17 protein-coding genes are annotated in these 21335 nt (G+C 41.4%); 8 read left to right on the plus strand and 9 right to left on the minus strand.

All coding sequences use genetic code 11. The annotated features are described in order from the left end of the window. Positions 1–11 precede the first annotated feature (11 nt). The 3 genes from N5852_RS02135 to N5852_RS02145 form a co-directional block, all read right to left on the minus strand. Positions 12–827, minus strand: coding sequence for a 3'(2'),5'-bisphosphate nucleotidase CysQ (locus N5852_RS02135; protein ID WP_262098726.1), 816 nt, complete (start codon positions 825–827; stop codon positions 12–14). Continuing rightward, positions 814–2151: a TldD/PmbA family protein gene (locus N5852_RS02140; protein ID WP_262098727.1), complete on the minus strand. Its 1338-nt coding sequence runs from the start codon at positions 2149–2151 to the stop codon at positions 814–816. The genes N5852_RS02135 and N5852_RS02140 overlap by 14 nt, the downstream gene beginning before the upstream one ends. A gap of 338 nt (positions 2152–2489) precedes the next feature. After that, a complete protein-coding gene (locus N5852_RS02145) occupies positions 2490–3104 on the minus strand; it encodes a DUF6101 family protein (RefSeq protein WP_262098728.1) in 615 nt (204 codons plus the stop codon). 740 nt (positions 3105–3844) lie between these two features. On the opposite strand from N5852_RS02145, the gene dnaK reads away from it, so the two are divergent. The 6 genes from dnaK to N5852_RS02175 all read left to right on the plus strand — a co-directional run bounded on the left by dnaK (position 3845) and on the right by N5852_RS02175 (position 11154). Continuing rightward, a complete protein-coding gene (gene dnaK, locus N5852_RS02150; protein WP_262098729.1) occupies positions 3845–5749 on the plus strand; it encodes a molecular chaperone DnaK in 1905 nt (634 codons plus the stop codon). A 211-nt stretch (positions 5750–5960) separates the two neighbouring features. Further along, entirely contained in the window at positions 5961–7103 is a 1143-nt protein-coding gene (gene dnaJ / locus N5852_RS02155) for a molecular chaperone DnaJ (RefSeq protein WP_262098730.1), read from the plus strand. A 109-nt stretch (positions 7104–7212) separates the two neighbouring features. Next, positions 7213–7881 carry a ligase-associated DNA damage response endonuclease PdeM gene (gene pdeM / locus N5852_RS02160; protein WP_262098731.1) on the plus strand — a complete coding sequence of 223 codons (669 nt, stop codon included), beginning with the start codon at positions 7213–7215 and terminating at the stop codon, positions 7879–7881. Between the two features lie 220 nt (positions 7882–8101). Continuing rightward, entirely contained in the window at positions 8102–9220 is a 1119-nt protein-coding gene (locus N5852_RS02165; protein ID WP_262098732.1) for a ceramide glucosyltransferase, read from the plus strand. Positions 9221–9398: 178 nt separating this feature from the next. Further along, the gene (arfB, locus tag N5852_RS02170) at positions 9399–9848 is read left to right on the plus strand and encodes an alternative ribosome rescue aminoacyl-tRNA hydrolase ArfB (protein ID WP_262098733.1); all 450 of its coding nucleotides are present in this window, start codon (positions 9399–9401) and stop codon (positions 9846–9848) included. A gap of 535 nt (positions 9849–10383) precedes the next feature. Continuing rightward, positions 10384–11154: a glutamine amidotransferase gene (locus N5852_RS02175; protein WP_262098734.1), complete on the plus strand. Its 771-nt coding sequence runs from the start codon at positions 10384–10386 to the stop codon at positions 11152–11154. A gap of 122 nt (positions 11155–11276) precedes the next feature. On the opposite strand, the gene pncB is transcribed toward N5852_RS02175, so the two are convergent. Then, positions 11277–12581, minus strand: a complete 1305-nt coding sequence (pncB, locus tag N5852_RS02180; RefSeq protein WP_262099660.1) for a nicotinate phosphoribosyltransferase — start codon at positions 12579–12581, stop codon at positions 11277–11279. A 191-nt stretch (positions 12582–12772) separates the two neighbouring features. After that, the gene (locus tag N5852_RS02185) at positions 12773–14047 is read right to left on the minus strand and encodes a leucine-rich repeat domain-containing protein (RefSeq protein ID WP_262098735.1); all 1275 of its coding nucleotides are present in this window, start codon (positions 14045–14047) and stop codon (positions 12773–12775) included. A gap of 214 nt (positions 14048–14261) precedes the next feature. Between N5852_RS02185 and N5852_RS02190 the strand changes: the two genes are divergently transcribed. Together N5852_RS02190 and N5852_RS02195 are read left to right on the plus strand one after the other, a co-directional pair. Then, complete coding sequence (locus tag N5852_RS02190; RefSeq protein WP_262098736.1) at positions 14262–15278, plus strand: zinc-binding alcohol dehydrogenase family protein; 1017 nt, start codon at positions 14262–14264, stop codon at positions 15276–15278. A gap of 48 nt (positions 15279–15326) precedes the next feature. Beyond that, entirely contained in the window at positions 15327–15743 is a 417-nt protein-coding gene (locus N5852_RS02195; protein ID WP_262098737.1) for a hypothetical protein, read from the plus strand. A gap of 358 nt (positions 15744–16101) precedes the next feature. On the opposite strand, the gene N5852_RS02200 is transcribed toward N5852_RS02195, so the two are convergent. From N5852_RS02200 to N5852_RS02215, 4 genes are all read right to left on the minus strand, one after another. Then, positions 16102–16740: a dual specificity protein phosphatase family protein gene (locus N5852_RS02200; protein WP_262098738.1), complete on the minus strand. Its 639-nt coding sequence runs from the start codon at positions 16738–16740 to the stop codon at positions 16102–16104. Positions 16741–16965: 225 nt separating this feature from the next. After that, positions 16966–18075 carry an ABC transporter substrate-binding protein gene (locus tag N5852_RS02205; protein ID WP_262099661.1) on the minus strand — a complete coding sequence of 370 codons (1110 nt, stop codon included), beginning with the start codon at positions 18073–18075 and terminating at the stop codon, positions 16966–16968. Between the two features lie 138 nt (positions 18076–18213). Continuing rightward, positions 18214–19320: an ABC transporter ATP-binding protein gene (locus N5852_RS02210; RefSeq protein WP_262098739.1), complete on the minus strand. Its 1107-nt coding sequence runs from the start codon at positions 19318–19320 to the stop codon at positions 18214–18216. Next, the gene (locus N5852_RS02215; protein ID WP_262099663.1) at positions 19320–21155 is read right to left on the minus strand and encodes an ABC transporter permease; all 1836 of its coding nucleotides are present in this window, start codon (positions 21153–21155) and stop codon (positions 19320–19322) included. Before N5852_RS02215 ends, N5852_RS02210 begins: the two co-directional genes overlap by 1 nt. Between the last annotated feature and the right edge of the window lie 180 nt (positions 21156–21335).

Consider the following 21335-nt stretch of genomic DNA (forward strand, 5'->3'; position numbering starts at 1 on the left):
AATTATAATAATTAGTCTTTTAACGCTTTATGCACAATATCTAAAGCTATTTTAAAATCTTTTGCTGACGCGGCAATCAAAATACTGTGACAAAATGGTTCTTTACCGTAAATAATAGGTGTCTTTTGCCGGTTAAGCAAAGCGCCTCCTGCACATTCAACAATAATGTCAGCCGCAGCAATATCCCAATCATGGGCATTAGGGCGTACCAAAACCATGTCAACCTTGCCACTGGCAAAAAGGGCTAATCTATAGGCAAGTGAAGGAACATCAGCTTTAAAACTATAGTCTTGCCGCAAGGATGGAGTAATTTTCTTCATCCAAGAACCAGCACATGAGACAATAGGGCGGCGCAAATGGTCGTCATTGGCAATGGCTAAAACCATATCATTATTATAGGCCTTGCCATTAACTGGTGCGATAAAATGTTCGCCTGTTACTGGGCAATGCAGAACGCCGCAAATAGGACGGCCATTTTCAATAATTGCAATTGAAATGCACCAGTTATTTTTGCCCTCGATAAAACCACGTGTGCCATCAATTGGGTCAACCACGAAGAAGCGTTGATAATCTTGGGCGGGACGTTCATCAGCGGTTTCTTCAGATATCCAACCATATTGCGGACGGGCTTTTAGTAACAACTCTTTCAAATAGCGATCAACAGCAAAATCAGCTTCTGTTACCGGTGAGTTACCTTCCTTTTGCCAAATCTTTGGATTATGCTTAAAAAAGCCTATAGCGATGTGACCTGCTTCACGTGCGCCATCGCTTATTAGCTTTAAATCTTCGCTTATCCATTGATCTTTTAGGCTATTATTTTCCGGCAAGGGTCATCCCTTCAATTAACAGGCTTGGTGAGGCAATGCCATAACGGCGGTCAAGATCATCAGCAGCCTGCATATGGGCAAACATATGCAAAAGGTTGGATCCCAAAGTTACTTCACTCACTGGATAGGTAATTTCACCATTTTCAATCCAAAAACCGGATGCGCCGCGACTATATTGCCCGGTTACCAAATCGACACCATGGCCAACCAATTCCGTGACATAAAAACCATTTTTTAGGGATTTGATCATATCTTCGCGGCTGATATTACCGCTTTCAATGGTAAAATTAGTCGATGCTGGCGCAACGCTATTTGACGAGCGCACCCCATGGCCATTCGTGGTTAAGCCAAGTTCCATTGCAGCAGAGGTGGATAATAGCCAATTTTGCAAAACGCCATCTTTAACAATTTCCAGCATTTGCCCTTCAACCCCTTCACCATCAAAAGGACGGGACGAACTGCCACGCACTTTTAGTGGATTATCCGTGATAGTAATGCCTCGTGGCATGATCGCTTGCCCCATTTTTTCACGCAAAAGGCTAGTTTTTCTAGCAACTGATGCACCGTTAACCGCGCTTGCGATATGGGCAGCAATACCGCGCGCCATGCGTGGGTCAAAAATAACATCAACTGTTCCGGTCTTTGCCCTTTGCGCGCCAAGTCGGGCAACGGTGCGCTGGCCGGCCCTTTGTCCAATATCGCGGCTATGATCAAGGTCTGCAAAGTGCAGCGCCGTGCTGTAATCATAATCGCGCTCCATTGCAGTGCCAGAGCCTGCAACAACGCTGCAAGAGCGAGAAAAACGCGAACTCATATAATGGCCGCAAAATCCGTGACTTGTAACCAATACCATGCCGCCTGCACCACATGCCGCCCCTGCACCGCCAGAATTGCTTACGCCTTTTACCGCAAGGGCTTCTTCTTCCATTGCCAACGCTTCATGGGTTAAGGCAGCGCTATCTAAATCTGTTGCATCAAACAAATCAAGATCACGCGGCTTATGCTGCAAAAGTTGAGGATCGGCCAAACCTTCATAGGGATTTTCAGGAGATACTTTCGCCATGGCTACGGCGCGAATTGCTAAAGCTTGTGGATCGGATTGGGAATTAGCCGAAATGGTCGCAACTTTTTTGCCTAAAAAAACGCGCAGTGAAAAATCATCACTTTCTGAACTGTCGGTTGATTCAACCTTACCAAGTCGCACACTAACTTGCCGAGAACGCGAGCGGATAACCACTGCATCAGCCGCATCGGCACCAGCCTTTTTTGCCGCCTCAACCAAGGCTGATGCCTTGTCGATTAAACCTTGCGCATCACCACTCATAAAACTTCTCCATGATCCGAATATTATTCATCTCATCTCTTAGAGCATTTTCATAAAACTGTGAAGCTGTTTTGCATGAAACAACCAGCAAATACTGGCATCAAGGCAAATTCAATATTATGTCAACCGCTAATCTTTTTTATCAAGATCAGTTTGTTCTTTGTCTATAATACTGAGTACTATTTGTCGATATTCGCCATTAATAGGGTCAAAAAGGCGGATGAAACGGTCAAGATAACCATTAACTTGAAACTCATATCTATAAGCGGCATTGGAAATGACTATAGCAAATTGATACAATTGCTCCTATTTACCCACGCTCAAAAGTAATTAGTTTGCTAAAAGCTTATAATAAGCCGGTTGGAAAGTTTTAAGCGCAGTTTTAACCGCCGATTAGGCAAACGCAATTGAAAGCGCTTTTTAACCGATAGGGATTTGCCATTTAACAGGGATTGCAAAGGGGCATATTCACGCAAAAAATAATCAAGCGGCGCACATTCACGAACAGGACGTAGTTCTTCAAATTCGTCAATCACCATCATTGGCAAATCATAAAGGTCGGCCCATAGCCGCCAGTCAAGCAATACATCATCATAATTATCGGAAGTGAGTAAAGGAATAGACAGGCTGGGATTTTTATGCACTAGCATTAATGCCAATAAAGTGTCATTTTTTCCGTCCTTTAATCGGTGAGCACTAACGCCTTGATAAGAAGACAACGGAATAATTTCAACCACGGCTTGATCGTTTTTATGATTATGCGTGGCGGCGATTTTATTTCGTTGCACTATAATAACATTTTCAGCCAATGTAGCCCTTAAAATACCATTTTGTCCTTGGAACGCAATTTTTTGTGGCAGATGGCAAGGATCCAATCGTAATTCTTGCCCCAATCGCAATTCGTGCATATGTTCACTTTGCTCATTCCAGCAATCTGCCCAACGTCCTGCCATTATAACCCTCTTTGCTTCGCTAAAATAAAATTTATCTTTTCAGTTCTTACGAATTGAAATTGGCGAATTGCCTGCCCTTAAAAGGCATATATCAAGGCTTATAAAGATAAAACTTATCAAGAAGCTTAATGGCTAAGGTTAATTAATTATGTTTTTAGCATTAATTTTTAGTTTGGTTAGCAAAAAGCTAATTTAAAAAAATAGGGTTCGGACCTTTTCATTTGAACAAAATTGCAGGAGTTTTTTGTGTGTATCCAAAGTCTATCTTTGAGGCAGGCCGCTGAGGAATATCTATATTTTCAAGGCTTTTTGATAAGGTGATCGCTAAAATTTAACTCAAGCCAAAAGGACACAACAAACTGTAAGCCACCACGGTGTAAAGCTCTAGCAACTATTATCTGCTATCCTTAGCTTTACCCATTTTTGCTTTAGGATTATATATTTGGCCACCTTGTGCTTGTCTCTTTAAAATAATAGATCCTGACCTTAGTCTTTGCAGTCAATATCCTTAAAAATGACACAACTTGATAAAAAAGCACAAAAAATAATAAAAAAAGCAATTTTTTTGATAAAGAATGGCAAAAACCATACAATCCTCTCTTGCAGTAAAAAAAACTGCTCCTTATATACCCATCAACTTGTTATGTTGGAATTTATTTCAAGCCTAACAAAATTAACGATTAGGAGCCACATTAGGGAACGCTTTTATAGGTCCTTGTGGTTCGCTGAAGGAGAAAAAAATGGCAAAAATAATTGGTATTGACCTTGGTACCACCAATTCATGCGTTGCTGTCATGGATGGCAAAACTGCAAAAGTAATTGAAAATGCGGAAGGTGCACGCACCACCCCATCAATCGTTGCTTTCACCGATGGCGGTGAGCGCCTTGTTGGCCAGCCTGCAAAACGCCAGGCCGTAACAAATCCTGAAGGCACAATTTTTGCGGTTAAGCGCCTTATTGGTCGCCGCTTTGATGATCCAACCGTTGCTAAAGATAAGGCACTTGTTCCTTATGCAATCGTTCGTGGTGATAATGGCGATGCTGCTGTTGAAGCAAAAGACAATACTTATTCACCTTCACAGATTTCTGCAATGATCTTGCAAAAAATGAAAGAAACTGCTGAAGCCTATCTTGGTGAAAAAGTAGAACAAGCGGTTATTACCGTACCTGCGTATTTTAATGATGCACAGCGTCAGGCAACCAAAGATGCTGGTAAAATTGCTGGTCTTGAAGTTCTTCGTATTATTAACGAGCCAACTGCTGCAGCTCTTGCCTATGGTCTTGAGAAAAAAGACGGTAAGACTATTGCTGTTTACGATCTTGGTGGTGGTACTTTCGACGTTTCTATTTTGGAAATTGGCGATGGTGTGTTTGAAGTTAAATCAACCAATGGTGATACATTCCTTGGTGGTGAAGACTTTGACATGCGTCTTGTTTCTTACTTTGCTGATGAGTTCAAAAAAGAACAAGGCATCGATCTTAAGAACGACAAGCTTGCATTACAGCGCTTGAAAGAAGCTGCTGAAAAAGCAAAGATTGAGCTTTCATCAGCTCAGCAGACTGAAATCAATCTGCCATTTATCACTGCCGACCAAACCGGTCCAAAGCACTTGACCATGAAACTTACTCGCGCCAAATTTGAATCTTTGGTCGAAGATTTCGTCAAGCGCACTATTGAACCTTGTAAAGCTGCTTTGAAAGATGCTGATTTAACCGCTGCTGATATTGATGAAGTGGTTCTTGTTGGTGGTATGACCCGTATGCCAAAAATCCAAGAAGTTGTTAAAAACTTCTTTGGCAAAGATCCTCATAAGGGTGTTAACCCTGATGAAGTTGTGGCAATGGGTGCTGCAGTTCAAGCTGGTGTTATCCAAGGCGATGTGACCGATGTTCTATTGCTTGATGTTACTCCGCTTTCTCTTGGTATTGAAACACAAGGTGGCGTGTTTACTCGTCTTATCGACCGTAACACAACTATTCCAACCAAGAAGTCCAATGTGTTCTCAACCGCAGAAGACAACCAGAATGCTGTGACTATTCGCGTATTCCAAGGTGAGCGTGAAATGGCTGCCGACAATAAAATGTTGGGTCAGTTCAATCTTGACGGAATTCCACCAGCACCACGCGGTGTACCACAAATTGAAGTTACCTTTGATATTGATGCCAATGGTATCGTCAATGTTTCTGCTAAAGACAAGGCAACTGGTAAAGAACAGCAAGTGCGCATTCAGGCATCTGGTGGTCTTAGCGATGACGACATTGAAAAAATGGTTCGTGATGCTGAAGAACATGCCGCAGATGATAAGAAGCGTCGTGAAATTGTTGAAGCTAAAAACCAAGCTGAAAGTCTTATCCATTCTGCAGAAAAATCTGTTGCTGATTATGGTGACAAGGTTTCTGCTGAAGATAAAACGGCAATTGAAACCGCTATTGTTGACCTTAAGGCAGCAATGGAAGGTGATAATGCCGATGACATCCGCGCTAAAAGCGATAGGCTTACCGAAGCAAGCATGAAGCTTGGACAAGCCATGTATGAAGCCAGCAATATGGCTAATGATCCTGAGGCTGCAGCAGAAGCTGCAAGTGGTAAGGACGATGTTGTTGATGCTGATTTTGAAGAAATTGACGACAATAAGAAAAAGTAATGTAAAAATGCTTTAACGATAAAAAGCCCGGCCCTCTTTAAAGCGGGTCGGGCTTTTGTCTAAAGCTGGACATTCAAGACTATTGAGAATTAATATTGGCAATAGTTATCCTCTAAAATTTATGGCTTTGGTTCACTAAAGCTACTACCTATAATATTTTCATAAGATTTGTTCTATGGAAATGGAATAATAGAACAGGATTATTCAAGATATGAAGGTCGATTATTATGAATTGCTTGGCGTCTCGCGCGGATGCGATGAAAAGGGGCTAAAAGTAGCCTTTCGTAAATTAGCGATGCAATATCACCCTGATCGCAATCCCGGTGATGCTGATGCTGAACGCAAGTTTAAAGAAATTGGCGAAGCTTATGATGTGTTGAAGGATCCGCAAAAACGCGCCGCTTACGACCAATTTGGTCACGCTGCTTTTGAAAATGGTGGTCGCGGCTTTGGCGGCGGCGGTGGTTTTGGAGGCGGCTTTGGCGGTGGTTTTGCTGATATATTTGAAGATATTTTTGGCGATATGATGGGCGGTGGTCGCCGTCGTCGTAGTGACGGCCGCGAACGGGGCGCCGATCTTAGCTATAATATGGAAATCACGCTTGAAGAAGCTTATAGCGGTAAAACTGCGCAAATTCGAGTGCCAAGCCATATTGTTTGTGATGACTGTTCTGGCACAGGTGCAAAAAAAGGCACCAAGCCAAAAACGTGCCCAACCTGTCAAGGTGCAGGGCGTGTACGAGCAAGCCAAGGCTTTTTCTCAGTTGAACGCGCTTGCCCCACCTGTCATGGTCGCGGTGAAATTATTGAAGATCCATGTCCTAAATGTCATGGCCAAGGGAAAATTGAGCAAGAGCGCTCGCTTTCGGTCAATATTCCGGCCGGCATTGAAGATGGTACACGTATCCGTTTAGCCAATGAAGGTGAAGCTGGTGTGCGTGGTGGTCCAAATGGTGATCTTTATATTTTCATATCAGTAAAACCCCATGAGTTTTTCCAGCGCGATGGCGCAGATCTTTATTGCGCTGTGCCAATTTCAATGACCAAAGCAGCACTTGGCGGTGAATTTGATGTCTCAACCCTTGATGGAACAAAAAATGTCGTAAAAGTGCCAGAAGGCACGCAAAACGGCAAACAATTCCGTTTGCGCGGTAAAGGCATGCCTGTTTTACGCCAAGAGGTAAAAGGCGATCTTTATATTCAAGTGGCCATTGAAACACCGCAAAAACTAACAAAACGCCAGCGTGAATTACTGCAAGAATTTGACGAATTGTCCAATCATGAAAATTCACCGCAATCGCATGGCTTTTTCTCACGCATGAAAGACTTTTTTGAAAACATGGGTAAAAGCTAACCAGACGCAAACATGCCAACACCATGAGTAAAACCTGTGGTGTTGCATTGTCGCCTTTCCTATGCACATAGGTAAGGCGATATTCAACTGACTAAAAGGCAATTATTGTTTGAGAGACGCCTTAAAAATTTCGTTTTGCGGCCAGGATCTTATCCTTGATGCTTCAGGTGCCATTTATTGGCCTAGTGAAAAATTATTAATCATCGCTGATTTACATTTTGAAAAAGGCAATGCCTTTGCTCGCCAAGGTCACCTCATACCGCCACTTGACACCAAGATTACCATTGAAAAATTAGAAAAGCTCCTTGCCGTTTATCAGCCCGAAGCAGTATTAAGCCTTGGTGACAGCTTTCACGATACGCGCATATTTGACTTTATCGCGCCCGACATGCGCCAATATTTGTTGACCTTGTCGCAGCAATTTCATTGGATTTGGATTAGTGGCAACCATGATCCGTTTTTACCAAGCGATTTGCACGGTGAAATCATTATGCAGAAAAAAATTCAAACTCTTACCTTTTGCCATGAGCCACAAGTAAATGGTGAAAAAGGGCAAGTTTCTGGGCATTTGCATCCAGCTAAACGTGTTAAACGCTATGGTGCATCTATACGCGGCTTTTGCTTTGTCACCGATTTTTCACGATTAATTCTACCCGCATTTGGCACTTACGCTGGTGGGTTAGATCTTGAACACCGTGCTTTTAACGGACTTTTTGATGATAAAAAATTGGTAGCTTTTTTACTGCATCAGGAAAAAATTTTCCCTATAAAAGTTTAATAATATTTTTTGAAACATTGCTGTGTTAAAATTGCCGAATTGTAACCCGATAGGAAATTAAAAAATATTAGTAATTTTTAATTTAAATTTATCTAATAAATATCTCTAATTATTTGATTTCATGTATTTTAATGCTAAGGTCTTCACAGTTTACTAGAAATGCATTAAATATGATTTTCATAAATCAATTGCCGTTGAAAGTTGAGAGGGAAAAGCAAGCGTGTGGATTATTGGTACCATTTTAGTGACACTTGCAACTTTGTGTCTGTTAATTCAAATGATAACATTACTTGTAGTAGCAATTCGCTCAAAATGGCATCCCGTTAGCACAATAGAGGCTTGGTATGATGAAGGTGTAACCATTTTACGGCCTGTTGCTGGTCTTGAAAACAATTTGGAACGCACGCTGACTTCTGCTTTCACACTAGACCATCCTAAAAAAGAGATTATTTTTTGTGTGTCACGCGATAATGATCCGGTCATACCCTTGGTCGAAAAATTAATGGCACAATATCCCGATGTCCCCTCAAAACTATTAATCGGCGATAATCCAATTAGCCCAAATCCTAAACTAAACAACCTAATCAAAGGCTGGAAAGTTGCGCAATATGATTGGGTGGTGATGACAGATTCCAATGTTTTAATGCCGCCAGATTACATAGCACAGCTTTTTGCCCGTTTTAAAAATGATACTGGCCTTGTTGCTTCACCACCACTTGGCACCGAGCCGGAAAATTTTGCCGCCGATATCGAAGCAGCGTTTTTAAATAGCTATCAAGCGCGCTGGCAATTATGTGCGGATACGGCAGGTAATGGTTTTGCACAAGGCAAGACATTATTTTGGCGGCGTGAAGTATTGGATAATGCTGGTGGTATTGAAGTCCTTGCTGGTGAAATTGCCGAGGATGCCGCAGCGACAAAGGTGGTGCGCTCACAAGGGTTAAAAGTACGCTTATCTGCAATGCCTTTCGCTCAGCCGCTTGGCGAAAAGCAGTTTCAACCGGTATGGGCAAGGCAAGTTCGTTGGGCTAAGCTACGCCGCGACTCTTTTGCATTTTTCTTCTACATTGAAATCTTGTCAGGTAGTGTTTTCCCGCTGCTATCCCTATTCCTAGCAGCATGTTTAGGGGCGGTTTCCTTCACTTCCATTCTTTGGTTCATGCTTATTTGGTATGGAGCCGAATTCATAACCACCGCTTATGTGGGTTGGCCAATGTCCGTGCGGCAAGCAATTGCTATTATTTATCGTGATATTTTATTGGTTGCGGTTTGGTTTTCGGCCTTTGGAAAAGGTGGTTATCAATGGCAAGGTCATAAGGTTGATATTGGTAAAAAATAATTTTTTTTTGCATTGCCAGTAGATCGTAAAATTCAAAATTTTTAAAATACTGGGGTCTATTGCAGTAGCGCATTGTGTATATTTGCGTTTAATGCCTTTTTCTGCTAAGGATGCTGCGATTTTTCCAGTCTAGCGATGGGTTAAGCCGGTATAAACATGTGTTGAAGATGGTTACGTCATGGTACAAAAAATAGACTTAAGTGACGATTTCCTTTTGGTAAATGAAACCATCACCATTCATAAAAGCAGTTTTGAAGAAAGTTTTATTCGCGCAAGTGGACCTGGTGGACAAAATGTCAACAAGGTTGCCACTGCGGTGCAATTGCGTTTTTTTCCTCAATTAGCTGGTATTTCTGCCGATATAATTGATCGTTTGATTAAACTTGCCGGCCAACGCGCCACCAAGGATGGGCAAATTTTGCTTGAAGCTGATCGCTTTCGCACACAAGAGCGCAACCGAATTGATGCACGCGAGCGTTTGGTTGATTTACTGCGAAAAGCAAGCGCGCCGCCGCCACCGCCAAGAAAGAAAACAAGACCAACCAAAGCCTCGGTAGAGCGTCGCTTAGTCAGTAAAACGAGCCGTGGCAGCGTCAAAAAATTACGCGGCCGTGTTAAAGACGATTAGTCTATGTTCCTTAAACAAAGTACCGGCTTTTATCGAATTGAAGAAATTTAACCATTCAAGTGGCGTGAAAATTGCACCTAATTGGATTAAAATTTTATTTTCTTGCCGCCTTTTAAACAATTTTTCGTTATTTTTATAAATTAAACTCGTTTTAATCTTTTTCCTATAGTAATAAATAGCTTATAAGATGGTTAATATTTATTAATTGATCAATGACAGTTTACAAATGTTTGCGCAGTGTTGATTGATTGTTTCCAAAAAGACAATTGACGACATGCCTATAAAAGGTTGATTATCGTTGTACATTTTTAAATTGTGAAGCCGTTTTGTTAAAAATATAAAAATGGAACATATTGCAAAAAATCAGTTTAAAAGATGTGTTGCAGCTTAGCATATTGACCAAAGATAGAACAATTTGCGGAAAATATTGCTTTAAACAATAAAGAGAGCGTCACTCTGAACCACCAGAAAAACGCTTAAGGGGTTTGCCAAAATATTTGGCTGGTTACAAATTATGAGTGTTGAGCGATAAGTCATGTCACTGGCATATAATTTCAAATTGGATTATCACAATGAGCGGCCTTTACCGGCTAATAGGGAAAAAGCCCCTATTTTAGTAGTTCTGCATCAAGCAACTTCTACCGCTGGACGTGTGGGACAATTATTGCAAAAGGCCGGTTTTCCTCTTGATATTAGGCGACCTGCACTAGGTGAGAAATTACCAAATACTCTTGCACATCATAGCGGAGTTGTAATTTTTGGCGGCCCTATGAGTGCCAATGATCCGCATGACTATGTGCGCTATGAGACTGATTGGATTAGTGTGCCGTTGCGTGAAAATAAACCATTTTTGGGCATTTGCCTTGGCGCGCAATTATTAACCCGGCATATTGGTGGGCAAATTCGCTCACACAAGGATGGCTTGGTAGAAATTGGTTGGTATCCAATTGAAGCAACCCCTGCCGGTCAAAGCCTATTTAACTGGCCTAAAATGGTTTATCATTTTCATGTTGAAGGTTGTTTTGATCTGCCACGTGATGCGCAATTATTGGCAAGTGGCGCTAATTATCCCACTCAAGCGTTTCGCTTTGGTGAAAATGCATGGGGTGTGCAGTTCCATGCTGAATTAACCCGCGTTATGATGCAACGTTGGGTGGTGCATGGCGCACCACGCTTTAATGATATGGGCGCACAAAATGGAAAATGCCATTTGGATGGTCGATTTTTATATGATTGCGCTTTATTAACTTGGTTAAAACAAGCGCTTGATAAAATCTTCCATATTAATGAACTGGCAGATGTTTAATGTGCTAAAATGTTTAATGTGCTGTAGATAAACAATCTATATTACAATTAAAAAATCAATGGCTGGCATTAAAGCCATTGATTTTGATTGTTAAGATGAGACGCTACAATTTTTCGCAATAATTATATTTCAACCGGGCGGTCAACACGATCCTTATTGCCAAAAAAATCAATATAGCGCTTAATTTCATCAGGTTCGCCGGTTGCTTTTTGTAAATTATCTGACAATTTAACCGCTGGCTTACCATTAGCGTGGGTTACTTTGCACACTAATGAAATCGCTTTTAGCCCCGAAATTGCGTCTGGTGCGCAGCCTGCAAAATCATTAGTTAGGTTAGTTCCCCAGCCAAAACTCATTCTTACCCGACCATCAAAATGGCGATAGGTTTCTTCAATCGTATCAACATCCAAAGCATCAGAAAAAATCAATAATTTTTCGCGTGGGTCTTTACCATGCTCTTGCCACCACTTGATGATTTTTTCACCACCCTCAATTGGTGGCGCACTATCAGGGCGAAATCCCGTCCAATCTGCAACCCAATCAGGGGCATTGCGCAAGAATGAATCTGTGCCAAAAGCATCAGGCAGAATAATTAACAGATTACCGCCATAATAGCGGTTCCAATCCTGCATCACCTTATAAGGAGCAGCGCTTAACTGTTCGTTATTTTGAGCTAATGCGGCAACCACCATCGGCAATTCATGGGCATTGGTACCAAGAGCCTCCACATCCGTATCCATAGCTAACAGCACATTGCTCGTGCCGGTAAAAGCTGGTCCAATACCTTCTTTCAAGGCCTCCACACACCAACGCTGCCAAAGAAAGGAATGGCGGCGCCGTGTGCCAAAATCTGAAATGCGAATATCCGGTAATTGCCGTAACCGTTCAACCTTACCCCACATTTTTGCTTTGGCACGCGCATAAAGCACATCCAAGGCAAAACGGCCAAGATTGCGCATTGCGGCGCGTGAGCGCAATTCATTGATGATTGCAAGGGCTGGAATTTCCCACATTGTGGTATGGGTCCAAGGGCCTGAAAAACGCAATTCATATTGGCCATCACGGCGGCGCAATTCATATTCTGGCAGTTGAAAATCTTGTAGCCAATTTAAAAATTCGGGTTGGAAAATATGGCGGCGGCCGTAAAATGTATTGCCACCAAGCCAAATCATTTCCTTTTTGCTAAAGCGCAATTGCCGTGCATGGTCAAGCTGGGCGCGTAACTCGTCTTCATCAATTTCATCGGCCAAATGTACAGTCTTGGTGCGATTGATCAGCGAAAAGGTCACATCAACATCGCGATAAAGCCCCCAAATCATTTGCAGCATAAGCAGTTTATAAAAATCTGTATCGAGCAATGATCGAACAATCGGATCAAGCTTCCATGTATGGTTAAAAACACGTCGGGCAATATCGGTGCGAGCCATCATTCATGAACCTTTAAACCGTCAATAGATGCATGTTTAGCACAATGCTCTATTATAACCTGCGCATACATAGCCCAAAACCACTTCGAACCCTTTATATGCTTTAGCTGCTTAGTGTTAAAGCATGTTTAGCCACAATAAAAGCAACTTTATTGGATTTTTTTAAAAAAATGATGTTGTTTAAAACGCTTTTAATGCAATGAGTAAGATTGTTGATTTAAAAAATGGCGTAAATTTTGCCTTGAAAGTCGCTGCCAGTTTAATCCCATCTCTTGCGCTTCTTCAATGCTTAAAAATTGACGACCCAGCGGTGATTTTTCACCTATCATGAGATATCGCAAATGGGGAAGCAGTGTTAAAGGACGAAAATCAGTAATTGCAGTGTTTGATATAGCGATCCATTCAAGGCTTTGTATTTTTGCAAGCGGTTCAATTGTTTGAATAAGAGTACCTCTCAATAAAAGCCGCTTTAAATTTGGCAAAGCAATTAACGGCTTGATGTCGATAATATCGCAGTTAGATGCATTAAACCAAAGTAGTTTTTGAAAACATGCAATGCCATCAAGGTTGGTAAGGCAGGTACCTGCTACATATAGTTTTTCAAGATTTACCAGTAATTGCAGCGGTGCCAAACTAGAAAGACAAGTTTTATCAATATCTAGTCTTTGAAGACTCGTCAAATTTTTAATAAAATCCCAGTTTTGAATATTATTGCCTTCAAGAAATAAATTTTCTAGTTTGGTGAGGTGGGCTAATTGAGAGAAATCCTCTACAGAGCTATAATCTAAATTAAGATAATTAAGCTGCGTTAACGTGGCAATGGCGCAAATATCAGTGACGTTGTTTGCTTCAATCGATAGTGTTTCTAATTGGTGGCAATTTTTTAAAACATTAAGACTTGGCAATGCTTTTCCAATTGTATATTGCGGACGCTGATAGCCAACCTCATGCGGCCCACATTCGTAGAGGGTTGGCCTATTATCCATATAAAGATGGCGTAATTTATAAGCGTTTAAAAGTGGCGAAAGGTCGCCGACATTCGTGTTGCTTATATAAAGCGACTGCAAAAGTGGCATTGTTTGAATGACATCAATATTGGTTACTTTACTTTGGCTGATCTCAAGCTCTTCCAGTGCTTTTGATGCTGATAAAAAGGATATATCGTTGATTTCTGTGTAAGAGCCAACAAATTTCTTTAGCTTGGCTAAGTTTTTTAACGGTGATAAATCCTGTACCCTAGTGCTAGAGATGGATAATTCTTCCAAATGGATAAGTTCGCTTAAAGGGGATAGATCTTCAATAATGGTATTATCAAGTTTAAGACGTTTTAAATGGATAAGCTTTTCAATACCATTAAGACTTTGCAGTTTTTGATCATCAGGGCGATCAATATCATCTTCTGATAAGTCAAGCTCGACAACATCAAGAGCGATAGGTTTATTATGAATGGTGACTGACTGCAGCATGGATTGAAAATAGCCTTAATAATTAATTTTACTATAATATAAATGCCAGATTTTGATATTAAACAAGATTTTCCTCATTGCCAGTAGGCATGGTCTTCCAATCCTAAACTTCCGCCTTTATTCACGCAAATTTGCCATTCCTCTTTTGGTATAAAATAAGTTATGGTAATCTTTATCGGGATATTTTTTTGAGCGGGGTTAACTGGAGAAAAAAATGAAAGCTGTAGGCTATTATAAATCGCTACCAATTGATGATCCGCAATCCTTGATCGATGTAGAAGTTCCTATGCCCAAAATTGGGCCACAAGATCTTCTAGTTGAAATCAAGGCAATCTCGGTTAATCCAATTGATTTTAGAGCACGGTCTGCTTTTGGACCATTTGATGATCAACCACGTATTCTTGGATTTGATGCTGCGGGCGTTGTGGTTGAATTGGGCGCAAATGTCAGCAACTTTAAAATTGGTGATGAAGTGTATTATGCCGGTGCAATAAACCGACAAGGGTCAAATGCTCAATATCAGGCAATAGACCATCGCATTGTGGCGCTTAAGCCAAAGTCGCTTGATTTTTCTAATGCTGCCGCAATTCCACTTACAGCATTAACAGCATGGGAAATGCTTTTTGACCGTTTGAGAATAAATGATTCAGTTCGTAACGGAAAAAACACGTTTCTTATGGTTGGGGCTGCAGGTGGCGTTGGATCTATAGCTTTGCAATTGGCACGTTTAAAAGGCGGGGTTAATATAATTGCTACTGCGTCTCGCCCAGAATCTAAAAATTGGGTTTTGGATAAGGGGGCAGATCATGTCATAAATTATAAAGAGCCTTTTCTCGAGCAATTAAAACAAATTGGTTTTGATCAGGTTGATTATATTTTTTCAACCGCTAATTCTGACGGTTATCAAAACCAATATGAAGAAATAATTAGTGCTCAAGGGCGGATCGGAATGATCGATGCTCCCGAAAAGTTCAATATCATGCTGTTTAAGCTTAAGTCGATTTCATTGCATTGGGAATCGATGTTTACACGGTCAATGTTTGAAACAAGTGATATTGGTCGCCAAGGTGATATTTTAAAGCAAGTGGCAGAGATGATTGATGATAAGTTGCTAACACCAACAGCTACTGATAGTCTATCACCAATTAATGCTGAAAATTTAAGGAAAGCCCATCGGTTGATGGAATCTGGCCAACATATTGGTAAATTGACTTTAAGCGATTTTTCTTAATGATTGCATTATCGCTAATGGTTTAACTCTAATGAATGATAAAGTTATATGATCCGTAAAAGCTTGTTTTCTATCATTGTGTTGCTGTCTTTGCTTATAAGCCCCTTACTGGCTTATGGGCAAGATATGCGGCCGCAAGGGCGTTATTGCGGTAAGGTTTATCACAATGGCTATATGGTCAATGTGGAAATGATGCTTGAAATATCCCCAACGGGTAGTTTAACAGGCTCTATGCGCTATCGTGATGGCGAAGTGGTAACGGAAGGCAAATTAACGCAAATAGCGCCGCCAGCGGGACAGCGTGAAACTTTAAAATGGGCTGATAAATATGGCACTGGCTATGCATTTTTGGAGTTTAGCAGCGATTTTTCAACATTTACTGGTGCATGGGGATCATGGGATGAAAGTCCTAAGCAGCCCAACAACCCTTGGACGGGTAAGCGTTGTAACGGATTTATCAGCTAAATAAATTAGTATTTTATAGGTTGAATATTTAGGGTCAGGACCTATTAATTTGAACGAAATGGTATGAGAAAATTTTTTGTGAGAACAAGGAGAAGAACCGCCGAGAAATATAAATATTTTCAAGGGGCTTCGACAAAGTTATCGCGAAAATTTCTCATATCCTGAAAGGACACAAAAACAGCTGTAATCTACTGCGTCGTAAAGCTTACTTCAGTATACCACCCACTTTTCGCTTTCCTCCTTGTAAATTTTTGCTGTTTATTGTGCCATTTCATTTAAATTAATAGGTCTTGACCCTAGCTTAACGGTGCATTTTAGTATTTATAAAAATGCACCGATTTTTTAGCACTGAACAAAACTATTTTATTGCCATTTCTGGAATAGGCTGAGACTTTATTTGTTTAATCCATTGTGCTGCCCAGCGGGCGGATTCAACTAAAACCGGCTTTGGTGCCTTAAACCATTCATCAGGCGCAATTTCGCGTTTTTCGCGCACAAAAGCAATGGCATCATCAATATCTGGAAATTCATTTTCAGCATTAATATGCAAAAACAACGCCATCATAATAACCGAGCGTGAACGTCCTCCGCGGCAATTAATCAGCACATTGCCACGCTTTCGGCATGGATAAGTAATTTTTTGTGGCAAAATTTGCTGAAAAGCAGCTTCAATTGTAAAATAACCGGCAATAAGTTGCGTGGCAGGATTTCCTGCTCCATCAATCAGGCCAATTTTATAATAGCGTATTTCTGCTGGGCCAAAATCGCGCTGGTGGGTGGTGCGGTCGGCTTGACTATCGGTAACAAAATTAAAATCAAGATTAACAGCGCAATTAATAACCGTGGTAATATCCAAGCTTTTTAGAAGATGGATATCAGCGGCACCCTCTTTGCCAGAAAGATAAAGATCTTTGCCATAAGGAGCAAGGTTTTGATAAATAAGGCTGAGATAAGGTAAGTCCAGATCTCCCTTTTCAACCTGATGCGCTTTTATCATAATATTCCAAATCCAGCTTGGCTTTTTAAAAGCCAATAATATTTCAATAGTGTCTCTTTAATAAAAAAATGGTAAAAATCCAAATTATTTTTTTAAATAATGTCATTTGCTTGGGGATTAAGGAAGTATAATAGTTCACACTTCCTTTTTTTATTTGGTCAATTATAATATTTTACAAATGTAAAGGAATAAAAATTTATATTAGATCTTAATAATGGTAAAAAACTAGCGTTTATAATTCATTCGCCAAAAATCTTGCCAATCTTCTCGTTTATCCCAATCATCAAGGCTAGTTGCCATATCATACTCAAAAAGCTGGTTGCGATAGGCCCCAATGCCCGATGGTTCATTTTTTGGTAAAGCAATTGATTGATTGGTGGAAATTTTTCCATCAACAGCCTGTGGCTCAATGCCCTCAGCTGTTAGCGCGTAATGAAGGAAGAGTTTTGCACTATTGGGGCTTTTTGTACCGGTGGCAATAAGGCCAATGCTTGGATACAGCCAACCCATATGTGGCTTAAGGCCAGTGCAAAGACCAAGGGTCATGCCTTTTTCTTTATTGTCGCGAAATTTAGCGGTACTGACCAGTGCTAAAAAAGGCTCTTTTTGGCCTGAAGCTGCAACCGCATCGGCCGCCGCAGAGTCTGAATCGGTGAGCAATGGGCCATTTTGTGCCAAAGCTTTGATCCAAGCAGCTGTTACACTTTTTTCATCGGTTTGAATTTTTTTGCCAAATTGTACTTCATAGGCTTCACGCATAGCTTCATCGCCATGGCTTTCTAATTGGTTAAACCAATCAACATAAGCGCTTTTACCCAAAGGATCTTGCATGGCAACACGGCCGCGCCATTCACTTTCAGTCAGCTGCCAAACATTATCAATCGGGCATTTATCATAAAGGGCAGTATTATAAACCCACACATTGGGGCTATTTACAATGGTAAGTGGATCGCGATATTTTTCTGGCACATCATTGGCAATATCTTGCGGAAACCAGCTCATTGCAAATTTTTGCGGGATAAGCTGCGCCATGGCAGCAGGAGCATCACTAATGATTGACACATCCCCTTGAATATTATTGGCGCGCGCTTCACGGATGAGCATTTCAAGCTGGGCGGTGGCTTTGACTTTGCGACCTTCCGCTTTAAGGCCGTATTTTTGACTAAAGCCTTTTGCCATCTCAATGATTTTGCCAGTGCTGTCATAAATGACAATTGGCGCTTCATTCTTGGCAGCTTCTTGCAACGCTGTAAGTGCATCATTGCTTTGCGCAAGATTACCATTGCTTTGCGCAAGAGCTGAAGTCGCAATAAGGCTCAAAAAACCAAAAGCCATAAGCTTTAAAGATGAATGGCGTTTGGTTGATATTTTAGTGCTCGAAATTTTTAACATAGTTTGTTGGTTTGCCACGGTAATCTCACCTTATTGAGCAAGCGTTGATTTTAAAGATTTAATTAAATTTATATCATCCAACTATTGCAATTGCGCGACTCTTGAGCCAGCTTGATCAAAACCGTGCTGGTTTTTAGCTTGAATAGCGATGGCAACCTTGCTGCCTGTTTCATAATTGGGTGGCTGATGGGTGGAGGCAAAAACCGTGTGGCCATCCTTGTTTAACTCGATAATCCAATTGCCGCCGGTTGGCAAAATGCCCGTCACCATCATATCAGCCTTAAAAACATTTTCTTTATGCGCTATGTCCTGCTGGGCAATTTCTATTGCTTCCGGCCTAAAGCCTAGCGCTGCAATATTATTTGAGTTTTGGCTATATTGCGCCAAATAGCGACCAATATCTTGGGCGATTGGCTTATCATTGGCGTCACTTAAATTGATAATATTAATTGGTGGATTGCCAACAAATTCGGCAACAAAGCGGTTGGCGGGGCGGTTATAAATATCATCAGGCGTGCCAATTTGTTGCAATGTTCCCTTATCCATAACCGCAATGGTAGTTGCCAAAGTCATTGCCTCCCATTGATCGTGGGTTACAAAAACAATTGTTGTTTTAAATGCATTATGAATGCGCTTAAGTTCTGCACGCATTTCAAGCCGTAAACGCGCATCAAGATTGGAAAGTGGCTCATCAAGCAGCAATATGCCGGGATTAATCGCCAACATGCGGGCAAGGGCAACACGCTGTTGTTGGCCGCCAGATAATTGGGATGGATAACGGTCGCGATATTGTTCAATATCCAAGGCTTTCATGACACGCTCAACTTGCGCTTCGCGTTCAAGCTTTGGCACTTTGCGTAAGCGCAAGCCAAAATCGGTGTTGCGTTCAATGGTAAGATGCGGCCAAAGCGCATAGCTTTGAAAAACCAAACCCATTTCACGCTTTTCCGGCGGTATAAAAATACCTTTTTGAACGCTGTCCACGACACGGTCATCAATCCGTAATTCACCATCAGATAGATTTTCAAGGCCAGCGATCATGCGCAGTGTTGTGGTTTTACCGCAACCTGATGGCCCAAGCAGACACATGAAATCACCATTGGCAATTTCAAGATCAAGATTTGAAACGGCTTTTTGCCCATTTTTCGCATAGGATTTTTGCGCATTTTGAAGTTTAATTGTTGGCATTAGCTTCCTAATCCTTCTGCAAGATTGGTTTTGGTAAGTTTTTGGGCGGCAAGGGTTGAAAAATAAGCAATGGCAGCAATGATAAGCACCACGGCATTGGCGGCTTGTGTATAATTATAATCAACAAGGCGCAGTGAAAACGTGGTTAGCACATCGGTGCTTGGCACAGCCAAAATGACAAAAAGGCTAAGGCTTTTAATGCCGGAAATAAATGGCAAGAGGATACCAGTGACAAGTGAGCTTTTTTGTATGGGGATAATCACTGTTATCATACGGCGCAACCAACCCGCGCCTGATATTTCGGCGGCTTCCTCGGGGTCTTTGCCAAGTTGGCTCATCGCAGCAATTCCGGCCCGTGATGCATAAGGCATTTGATCGGCAATGAGTGCCAAAAGCAAAATGGTAAGCGTTCCGTAAAGCGCAGGAATGGGACCGCGTGCAATGGCAAAAAGAGAAAGATAAGCCGCAGCAAAAGCAACGCCAGGCACAAGATAGGGTAAAAAGGTAACTTGTCGCAAATAAAAGCTTAAACTTCGTAGCGGTGTGCGAATAACCACATAACCAACAATTAAACCTAATATACCTGAAACAATTGAAGCGATGCCAACAATTTTGAAGGTATTGTAAAAAGCTGCCCATAATTCATGGTTTAATAAAATACCTGATTGCATGGCAACCGTGCCAAGATTTTGGCCTATCCAAAAATCAAGCGTGAAATTATCAAGAGTAAATTTACCCGGAATTTTCATCACTGTTGACAGGATCAGCGCGAGTAATGGCAAAGCAACGCTAATGGCAAAAATGAAGCTAGCAAAGAGCGTGGCAGTCATACGCCAACGGCCAAGATGATTAGGCCTATTCATTGAACCCTTGCTGCCAATTGTCACAAAGCGGCGGGCTTCACGCACCAAACGCGCATCAATGAGCAAGGTTATGATGCCAAGTATCATAATGGCTGCAGCTAAAACACCGGCAACGCCAGTTTGTCGAGATTCCAGTGAGCGAAACAGCGAGGTCGATAAAACTTGGTAATTAACTGGTAGGCCTAAAACATAAGGCACACCAAATTCGCCAAGGCATTTAGCAAAGATTAAAACAAGGGAGGAGAGTAAAGCTGGACGCATTAATGGAATGATAATTTTCCAGCTTATTTGCAAACGATTTGCCCCTAAAATACGGGCAGAATCTTCCAATTGCGAGTCAAAGCGTTGCAGGGCAGAGCCAAAAAGCAAGATGACAAATGGCACATAATGCAAAACCATGATGATGGTAATTGGTACAAAACCATAGGCAATCCAATCGGGTAGACTAAGACCGATGGTTTCAAGCCAGCCGGGTTGGCCTCCAACCGTTCGGTTTTTAAACACTGTTGTCCATGCCAATGCAAATGTCCATTCGGGAAGCATATAGGGGACAATAAGCGCGGTTGCAAACCATTTACGGCCAAACATATCGGTGCGGCTGACGAGCCAACCCAAAATGCCACCTAAAAGCCCACTCCAAAAAATAACAACAACAGCGATCATTAAAGTATTCAGTAATGGCCGCCAAAAAAGATCAACTGATATTGGTGAAAAGAGCACCCGCAATATATAATAATCGGTAAGTGTGCCAGCATCTTGACCAAGGCGGCGTTCATGACCAAATTGAACCGTGACTGCATCAATTAAAATAGAAATAATCGGCAATACAATAAGATAGGTAAAAATAATTGCTAAGATTATGCCGATAATCGTTGTTGGTTCATGAAAAGCAATTTTGATGCGATAACGTAAGCGTTGCCAAAAATGTGTAGATGAGCAAGGTGAAAGGGATGGCGTTATGGAACCCGTCATATCCTTATCAATGGGGGATGCTAAGGGCTTGATTGTCATAACCTATCCAGTAAGGGTTGCTTTAAAACACAAATGAGAAACAAATTTTTCAAGTTGATTTGGTTACATTGCTGCGAAGTTATCGAATGAACCGGCATAGGCCGTGAAAAAATTGCAATGAGGATTGGGCCATTGTGCAGG

This window comes from Bartonella sp. HY328 (assembly GCF_025449335.1).
Lineage (GTDB): Bacteria > Pseudomonadota > Alphaproteobacteria > Rhizobiales > Rhizobiaceae > HY038.

Bases quoted from the DNA above. Each gene is read 5' to 3' on its own strand.
- N5852_RS02140 (WP_262098727.1), bottom strand. From the start codon at position 2,151: ATGAGTGGTGATGCGCAAGGTTTAATCGACAAGGCATCAGCCTTGGTT.
- N5852_RS02145 (WP_262098728.1), bottom strand. From the start codon at position 3,104: ATGGCAGGACGTTGGGCAGATTGCTGGAATGAGCAAAGTGAACATATG.
- dnaK (WP_262098729.1), top strand. From the start codon at position 3,845: ATGGCAAAAATAATTGGTATTGACCTTGGTACCACCAATTCATGCGTT.
- dnaJ (WP_262098730.1), top strand. From the start codon at position 5,961: ATGAAGGTCGATTATTATGAATTGCTTGGCGTCTCGCGCGGATGCGAT.
- arfB (WP_262098733.1), top strand. From the start codon at position 9,399: ATGGTACAAAAAATAGACTTAAGTGACGATTTCCTTTTGGTAAATGAA.
- N5852_RS02175 (WP_262098734.1), top strand. From the start codon at position 10,384: ATGTCACTGGCATATAATTTCAAATTGGATTATCACAATGAGCGGCCT.
- pncB (WP_262099660.1), bottom strand. From the start codon at position 12,581: ATGGCTCGCACCGATATTGCCCGACGTGTTTTTAACCATACATGGAAG.
- N5852_RS02185 (WP_262098735.1), bottom strand. From the start codon at position 14,047: ATGCTGCAGTCAGTCACCATTCATAATAAACCTATCGCTCTTGATGTT.
- N5852_RS02190 (WP_262098736.1), top strand. From the start codon at position 14,262: ATGAAAGCTGTAGGCTATTATAAATCGCTACCAATTGATGATCCGCAA.
- N5852_RS02195 (WP_262098737.1), top strand. From the start codon at position 15,327: ATGATCCGTAAAAGCTTGTTTTCTATCATTGTGTTGCTGTCTTTGCTT.
- N5852_RS02200 (WP_262098738.1), bottom strand. From the start codon at position 16,740: ATGATAAAAGCGCATCAGGTTGAAAAGGGAGATCTGGACTTACCTTAT.
- N5852_RS02205 (WP_262099661.1), bottom strand. From the start codon at position 18,075: ATGGCTTTTGGTTTTTTGAGCCTTATTGCGACTTCAGCTCTTGCGCAA.
- N5852_RS02210 (WP_262098739.1), bottom strand. From the start codon at position 19,320: ATGCCAACAATTAAACTTCAAAATGCGCAAAAATCCTATGCGAAAAAT.
- N5852_RS02215 (WP_262099663.1), bottom strand. From the start codon at position 21,155: ATGACGGGTTCCATAACGCCATCCCTTTCACCTTGCTCATCTACACAT.